The organism is Micrococcus sp., assembly GCF_030523875.1.
GTDB lineage: Bacteria > Actinomycetota > Actinomycetes > Actinomycetales > Micrococcaceae > Micrococcus.
The window spans coordinates 1-6,054 of the sequence record NZ_JAUNHR010000107.1; the positions used below are offsets into that span (position 1 = coordinate 1).

The following is a 6,054-nucleotide window of genomic DNA, read 5'->3' on the forward strand; positions in this document are numbered from 1 at the left end:
GATCGCGCGCGGATGAATCATCAGAAGAACCATCAGTCGATCCATCAGTCCGGGGCGGCCGCCGAGATCCCGGCCCCGGACGGACAGACCGACGAGGACGGGTCGGTGCAGGCTCGGATGTCCGGGGGAGCGGCTGCGCCGTCCCCGGACCCCGAGCCGGATGATCCGAGCGTGTACCGCGGCGTCGAGCTCACGGGGCTGCGGTTGCGTGTCCCGGCGGTCTCGGACCTGACCCCGGAGCAGGTGCGGATCATCGTGGACATCGTCCTGGCGCGGGCTTCAGGGCCGGTGAAGGTGCCGACGTCGTACGTGGCGCGGGCCATGGTGCAGGAGTTCCACATGCTCGTCTCTGCGGCGCGGCAGGTGGAGCACGACCGGCGGATCCACCAGGAGGCTCCGCCCGTGCCTCGGGCTGGTGAGCCGTGCCAGGACCCGGACGTGCATGTGCCGGCCTACGGGCGGCGCGTGCTCGAGGACTGCCCGTACTGCCGGGTGGAGGCCCGGTCGGTGCCGCGTCCGATGGCGGCCTCGGGGAGGTGACGGTGATGTCGATGAGCGGGACGGAGACAGGACGACTGACGGGGGAGGAGCTGGCCGAGGCTGTGCAAAGCGTCCGTGGTGTGGTGCTGACGGTGCTGGGGCCGGGTGGGCACCGGGACGAGGTCGATGACGTGCTGCAGGCCGCGTGGGAGTCCGCGTGGCATTCGCGGGACCGGTTCGATCCGGACCGAGGGTCGTTGCGGACGTGGGTGGGCACGATCGCCAGGAATCGTGCCGTGGATCATCTGCGTCGGGTGAGGCGCACGATGGAGGGTCAGTCCGCCGTCGAGGCCGGGGCTTTGGCCCGTGAGCAGTCGGCGGTGGCGGCGGTGCTGCCCGATCCGTCGCAGGGGGTCGTGGAGGCGGTGGCGGCTCAGGAGCAGGTCGCGGAGGTCATGCAGGTCGTGGAGGCCGTCATGGAGTCCTCGGAGATGACGGCGCGTGCGCTGGCGGTGGTGCTGGTGTTCGACGACGACGTAGCGGCGGCATCTGAGGCCATGGGTGTAAGCACCACGGCGTTGCGTCAGGCCCGACGCGAACTGGTCCGGTGCGCCCGGGTCGTGCGCGCGGCCCAGGAGCTCGGCCGGAGCCAGGGGCAGGTGACCATGCGGGCTCTGATCGGGTGTCTGCCGGATGACGGTGACGCGGGGGACTGGGCGCGTCAGGTGGCCCTGGCGTGCGCGCAGGCCGGCGGGCGGCTGGAGGACGTGACCGTGGAGCAAGTGATGCGCTCGACGGGCTTCTCTCACAGCACGAGCCGGCAGTACCTGGCTGAGGTTCGTCACCTGCTGCGGGTGGCGGTGACGGTGGTGCAGAGCGAGAGGAGCGGGGCATGAACGAGTACCTCCACGACCAGAACAATCACACGGCGGCCGGTGATCCCGGGGCTGGGCCGGAGGTGATCTACCTCGAGCGGGACAGGGGCATGGTCGGTTCGGCTCGGCGGGCGCGGGAGACCGTGCGTGCCAAAGGGCGGGAGTGGGTGGCCGACGCGGTGGATGCCCCCCTGCCGCGGAGCATCCAGGGTCGGGTGCCTTCGGCTTGGGAGACCCCGTGTGGGCGGGTGGCCGTCGGGGTGGGTGCGGTGCTCGTGTTGCTGGGGTGGGCGCTGATCCTCCTCTGGGTCATCGGCTGATCTGGCCGTGTCACACATGCACCCCGTTCGGGAACGAATGAACACCAGGACCAACGACAGGGGAGAGAGATGTTGAACGGAATCGATCCGGACGGGACGGCCGGGTGGAGCCAGATCGCAGGGTACGTGGCCGGCACGGCGGCGGTGGTGCTGATCATCGCGGTCGGCGCCGGGGTTGTGCTGGCCATCTGTGGCAAGGCGTGGTTCTCGCCGGGCGCGATCAAGAAGGGCTGGGCCATGGTGTCCCTGTCCGCTGTGGGGGCGATGGTCCTGGGCGGGGCCAGCGCCGGAGCCGGGTGGGGGACGGGGCTGGGGACGTCCGAGCTGATGCCCGTCGGTGCCCGCCCGCAGGCTGTGACCGTGGAGAAGCAGGCCCCGAAGCAGACCTGCAACCGGCAGGCCGTGCGCGACTTCGTGGACGAGGACCCGGCCCCGAACCAGGCCGAGCGTGAGCGGGTGATCAGCACGGTGCTGGGCCGTATCCCGTCGGAGTCGGAGCTCGACGGGTACGACTGGGGCCAGGCGCCCGGCGACATGGACAGCAGCCGGCAGGTGATCACCACGGTGAAGTGGTACGCCGACGCGGTGGTGACCGGGGGTGGTGAGCCGGACTGCTCGGCGGAGAACGAGACCACGGCGGCCTGCTCCCCGGTGGAGATCCACATCGCCACCCAGTCCATGACCAACGGTGCCCAGACCGGGCGGACGTTCACCTTGACCCGCAGCACCAACTGCTCCTGAATCAGCCGACCGTGGCCCCCGGCCCCTTGCGCACGCAGGGACCGGGGGCCACATGCGTAGGCCCTCCCGGGTCTGTGACAGGCATGAGGGCCAGCCTGGACGTACATCCTCCAGCGGGCACGAGCTCGCCGGCCACCGGGGATCAGCCTTCGGTGGCGCTTGACCCCTTTCATCGCCTTAGCGGGAGGACCCTGACATGCCGACCATCAACCCGACCTTCGACGCCCCCTGGATGCCGACCCTGCAGAACATCACCGGCCTGGCCCTGGGCACCTTCCTGGTGATCCTGGTGCTGGGCATCGGTGCCGGCGTGCTGATGTGGATCCTGGGCAAGCTCTCGTCCAACGGGCGTGCCCAGGAGGTGGGCGTGACCTTCATGGTGTGGTCCATCGTGGCCGCCGCTCTGATCGCCGGAGCCACCTCTCTGGTGGCCTGGGGCATGGGCCTGCCGCTGTTCTGATCTGACCGGGTACGCGCACTCACGGAGGAGGACAGGACATGTGGGAAGACGACTTCCAGGACTGGCTCAACGGCTCGATCAAGGGCTTCGCCAAGGCTGCCTGGGGGCTACTCAAGGACTCCTTCTCCGTGGGTGCGCTCACCCCGGAGTGGTGGGTCGCGGTGGTCGGCGGTGAGGTGACCACCACGGTCGCCGGCGGCGGGAGCACCGTGATCAACCATCCCGGGATGCTGAACATCATCGTGGTGGCGATGCTGCCGCTGCTGATCATCTTCGTGGCCGTGCAGGTCGTGCTCTCGGCTGTCCGTGGGTCGACCGCCGGGATGATCCGCGCTCTGCTGGGTGCGGTGTTCTCCGTCCCGGCCACCTACGTCATCGTCGGGCTGGTCTGGCTGGCCATGGGAGCGACCCAGCAGATGACGATGTGGATCCTCACCGTCGGCTACGGGTCGGGCTCCGGTGACGCTGAAGCCGTCGCCGGTGTGCTGGCCCTGTTCGGGCTGACCTACGACCCGGCCAACGACTCGATCCTGCTGGATGAGAACTACGCCCAGTGGGAGATGGCCTCGGACAACTCCGAGAACGGGATGATCATCGTCGCCTGGCTGGTGGCGGTGCTGATTTTCGTGGCCTGCTTGATCCTCATGGCCATGATGATCTTCCGGCTGGTGATGATCCTGATCCTGGCCTCCTTCGCGGCGCCGGCGATCTTCTCCCTTGCCCTGGAGCCGGCCAAGGCCCTGGCCGGGCGGTGGCTGTCGATGTTGCTGGGCCTGATGATGGCCGCCCCCGTGGGGGCGGCGGTGGTCCGGCTGGGCATGTCCATGGCGGCCCTGTCCACGGACTGGGTGCAGACCGTGGCCGGCCTGGTGCTGGTCTTCGTGGCCGCCGCGATGCCACTGCTGATGCTCGGGCTGACGTCCTGGCTCGGCGGCGGGCACTCCCAGGCCGAGACGGCGGGCCTGATGGCCGCCGGCCGTGGCGGTCGGGGGGTCACTACTTCTGTTCGTAGCGCTTCGGCGCGAGCTGGCCGGGTGCGTCAGCGCGCCGGGGCGATGATCATGCGGGGAGGGCTGCGCTGATGAGCACAGCGGTCAAGATGGACGTGGAGTCCGAGTACGACGAGGTGCGTTTCCCGCAGGAGCGCACGCCGGGTCTGGTGCTGGGCCTGACCGGGGAGCAGCTGGTCGTGATGGGCATCGGGGTGGCCGTGGGGATGGCCTTCATCTTGCGGGGCGGTCCGTCCCTGGTGGTCGGCCTGGTGTTCTTCGTGGTGTTCGGGATCCTGGGGGCGGTGCGTTTCCGGGGCCGGTCGATGCCGGGGTGGATCGCGGTGGCGCTGCGGTATCTGCGCCGCGGCTCGAGCGAGCAGCTGTCCTACCGGCAAGGGCTGTCCCCGGCGCACGAGCTCACGCTCGTGGACGGCGAGCCCCAGGCCGTGGTCATGGACGCGGTGCCCAAGGCCGAGCGCGACGCCAAGGGCGTGATCAAGCCCGGTCAGCCGACGCGGTTCCGTCTGCCCGGGGTCACCGGCGAGCTGATGGTCTACGCGCTGCCCAACGGGGCCGGATTCGTGTGGGACCCGCGCGCTCGGGAGGCCGTGGTCGTGGCCAAGGTCATGACCAGCCGAGGCTTCAACCTGGAATCCTTCGACGCGCAGGAGGAGCGGTCCTTGTCCTGGGGTGCGGCTCTGGCGGCGATGTCCCGCCTGCCCGGCGTGGTGCGGATCCAGGCCTCGGACCAGACGACCCTGATCTCCGGGGCCGACGTGCAGGGCTTCTACGAGGGCAAGCAGGAGGCAGCGGGGATCACGGGTGAGCAGATCGACCCGTTCCTGGACGCCGCCTTCCACGAGCTGATGCGCGAGGCCCAGTCCATGCCTGTGCACGAGCAGTGGCTGTCCCTGGTGGTGTCTCCGGCGAAGATCACCTCCCAGCTGCGGGCGTTGGGCGGGGGGATGCCGGCCCTGATGGAGCAGATGAGCAAGCTCATGGCCACTGTGGAGGGCGCCCTGCCGCGCTCGGGCACCCGGGTCACGGCCTGGCATTCCCCGCGGACCCTGGCCGGGCTCTCGAGGGCGGCGTTCGACCCGGACGCGGCGCTGATGGTCTCGGCCACCGACCTGACCGGGGCGGCCGTGGGCACCGCCCCGACCAGCGCTGGCCCCATGGCCGTGGAGACCCACCCCGGGCACCTGATCACCGACGGCAACATGCATCGCACCTACAAGGTGTCCGAGCTGCCCCAGGACGTGGCCCGCCTGGGCTTCCTGGACGAGCTGGTCTTCTCCGGGGACTTCCGGCACACCGTGACGGTCTACATGTCCCCGGTGGATCGTGGGGCCGCGGTGCGTTCGGTCCAGCGGCGCATGGCCTCGTGGTCCTCGGACTCGTCTTTCCTGCGAAAGCTGGGCCGGCCCCACTCCATCGAGCACGACCAGACCCTGGAGGACATTCAGCGGGAGCGTGCGGAGCTGCGCCGCCGGCACACGGGCATGGACATGGTCGTGCTGGTCACCGTGACCGGGCGCAGCCAGTCCGAGCTGGAGTCGGCCGCGAACGAGGTCGTCACCGCGGCGATCACCTCCGGGTGCGAGGTGCGCCCGATCTGGCTGGAGCAGGACGCGGCGTTCATCGCCGCGGCCCTGCCCTTCGGAAGGATCAAGCTGTGATGAAGGACAAGACGCAGTTCGGGCTGTTCCAGGTCTTGGAGCCGGGCAAGGACGAGCGACGCGAGGCCAAGAAGGCTGCGCGCGCGCTCACCTGCGCGCAGGAGGCCGCCCGCCGTAAGGCCGAGAAGGCCGCCCGCGCTGACCGGTTCCCTCAGCCGCAGTGGGGGCCGAAGGGGCCGACCGGCAAGCATCAGCTGCGCGGGATGAAGACCCTGGCCCCGCGTGCAGTGCGCACGACCACGCACACCGCCTCCACCGCCTACCCGTTCGTGGCCGGTCCAGGACTGGGCGCCAAGGGCCTGTACATCGGCCGGGACATGCACGGCGGCGGCGCGTTCTGCTTCGACCCGTGGGCGCTGTACGAGGCCGGGGTGATCTCGGGGATGTCGATGATGCTGTTCGGGCAGGTAGGCACGGGCAAGTCCTCGCTGGCCAAGTCCCTTGCCACCCGCCAGGTGCTGGCCGGGCGCAAGCTCTCGGTGGCCTCGGACAAGAAGGGCGAGTGGA

Annotated in this window: 6 protein-coding genes and 2 pseudogenes; all 8 read left to right on the plus strand. The window is 69.9% G+C overall.

Features of this window, described 5'->3' with window-relative positions:
- Positions 1-540: pseudogene (locus Q4D18_RS10710) on the plus strand (hypothetical protein); the annotation flags it as partial.
- An 11-nt stretch (positions 541-551) separates the two neighbouring features.
- Positions 552-1,376: an RNA polymerase sigma factor gene (locus Q4D18_RS10715; RefSeq protein ID WP_303128235.1), complete on the plus strand. Its 825-nt coding sequence runs from the start codon at positions 552-554 to the stop codon at positions 1,374-1,376.
- Positions 1,373-1,675 (plus strand): hypothetical protein, encoded by a 303-nt coding sequence (locus tag Q4D18_RS10720; RefSeq protein ID WP_303128237.1) that lies wholly within the window; start codon positions 1,373-1,375, stop codon positions 1,673-1,675. The genes Q4D18_RS10715 and Q4D18_RS10720 overlap by 4 nt, the downstream gene beginning before the upstream one ends.
- 69 nt (positions 1,676-1,744) lie before the next feature.
- Positions 1,745-2,416 carry a hypothetical protein gene (locus tag Q4D18_RS10725; protein ID WP_303128239.1) on the plus strand — a complete coding sequence of 224 codons (672 nt, stop codon included), beginning with the start codon at positions 1,745-1,747 and terminating at the stop codon, positions 2,414-2,416.
- Positions 2,417-2,612: 196 nt separating this feature from the next.
- Positions 2,613-2,876 carry a hypothetical protein gene (locus Q4D18_RS10730; protein ID WP_303128240.1) on the plus strand — a complete coding sequence of 88 codons (264 nt, stop codon included), beginning with the start codon at positions 2,613-2,615 and terminating at the stop codon, positions 2,874-2,876.
- Positions 2,877-2,914: 38 nt separating this feature from the next.
- On the plus strand, positions 2,915-3,958 hold the full coding sequence (locus Q4D18_RS10735) for a type IV secretion system protein (protein WP_303128242.1): 1,044 nt from the start codon (positions 2,915-2,917) through the stop codon (positions 3,956-3,958).
- A complete protein-coding gene (locus Q4D18_RS10740; protein ID WP_303128245.1) occupies positions 3,958-5,547 on the plus strand; it encodes an SCO6880 family protein in 1,590 nt (529 codons plus the stop codon). Before Q4D18_RS10735 ends, Q4D18_RS10740 begins: the two co-directional genes overlap by 1 nt.
- Positions 5,547-6,054: pseudogene (locus Q4D18_RS10745) on the plus strand (conjugal transfer protein TraC); the annotation flags it as partial. The gene Q4D18_RS10740 and the pseudogene Q4D18_RS10745, both read left to right, overlap by 1 nt.

Bases quoted from the DNA above. Each gene is read 5' to 3' on its own strand.
- Q4D18_RS10740 (WP_303128245.1), top strand. From the start codon at position 3,958: ATGAGCACAGCGGTCAAGATGGACGTGGAGTCCGAGTACGACGAGGTG.
- Q4D18_RS10720 (WP_303128237.1), top strand. From the start codon at position 1,373: ATGAACGAGTACCTCCACGACCAGAACAATCACACGGCGGCCGGTGAT.
- Q4D18_RS10715 (WP_303128235.1), top strand. From the start codon at position 552: ATGAGCGGGACGGAGACAGGACGACTGACGGGGGAGGAGCTGGCCGAG.
- Q4D18_RS10730 (WP_303128240.1), top strand. From the start codon at position 2,613: ATGCCGACCATCAACCCGACCTTCGACGCCCCCTGGATGCCGACCCTG.
- Q4D18_RS10725 (WP_303128239.1), top strand. From the start codon at position 1,745: ATGTTGAACGGAATCGATCCGGACGGGACGGCCGGGTGGAGCCAGATC.
- Q4D18_RS10735 (WP_303128242.1), top strand. From the start codon at position 2,915: ATGTGGGAAGACGACTTCCAGGACTGGCTCAACGGCTCGATCAAGGGC.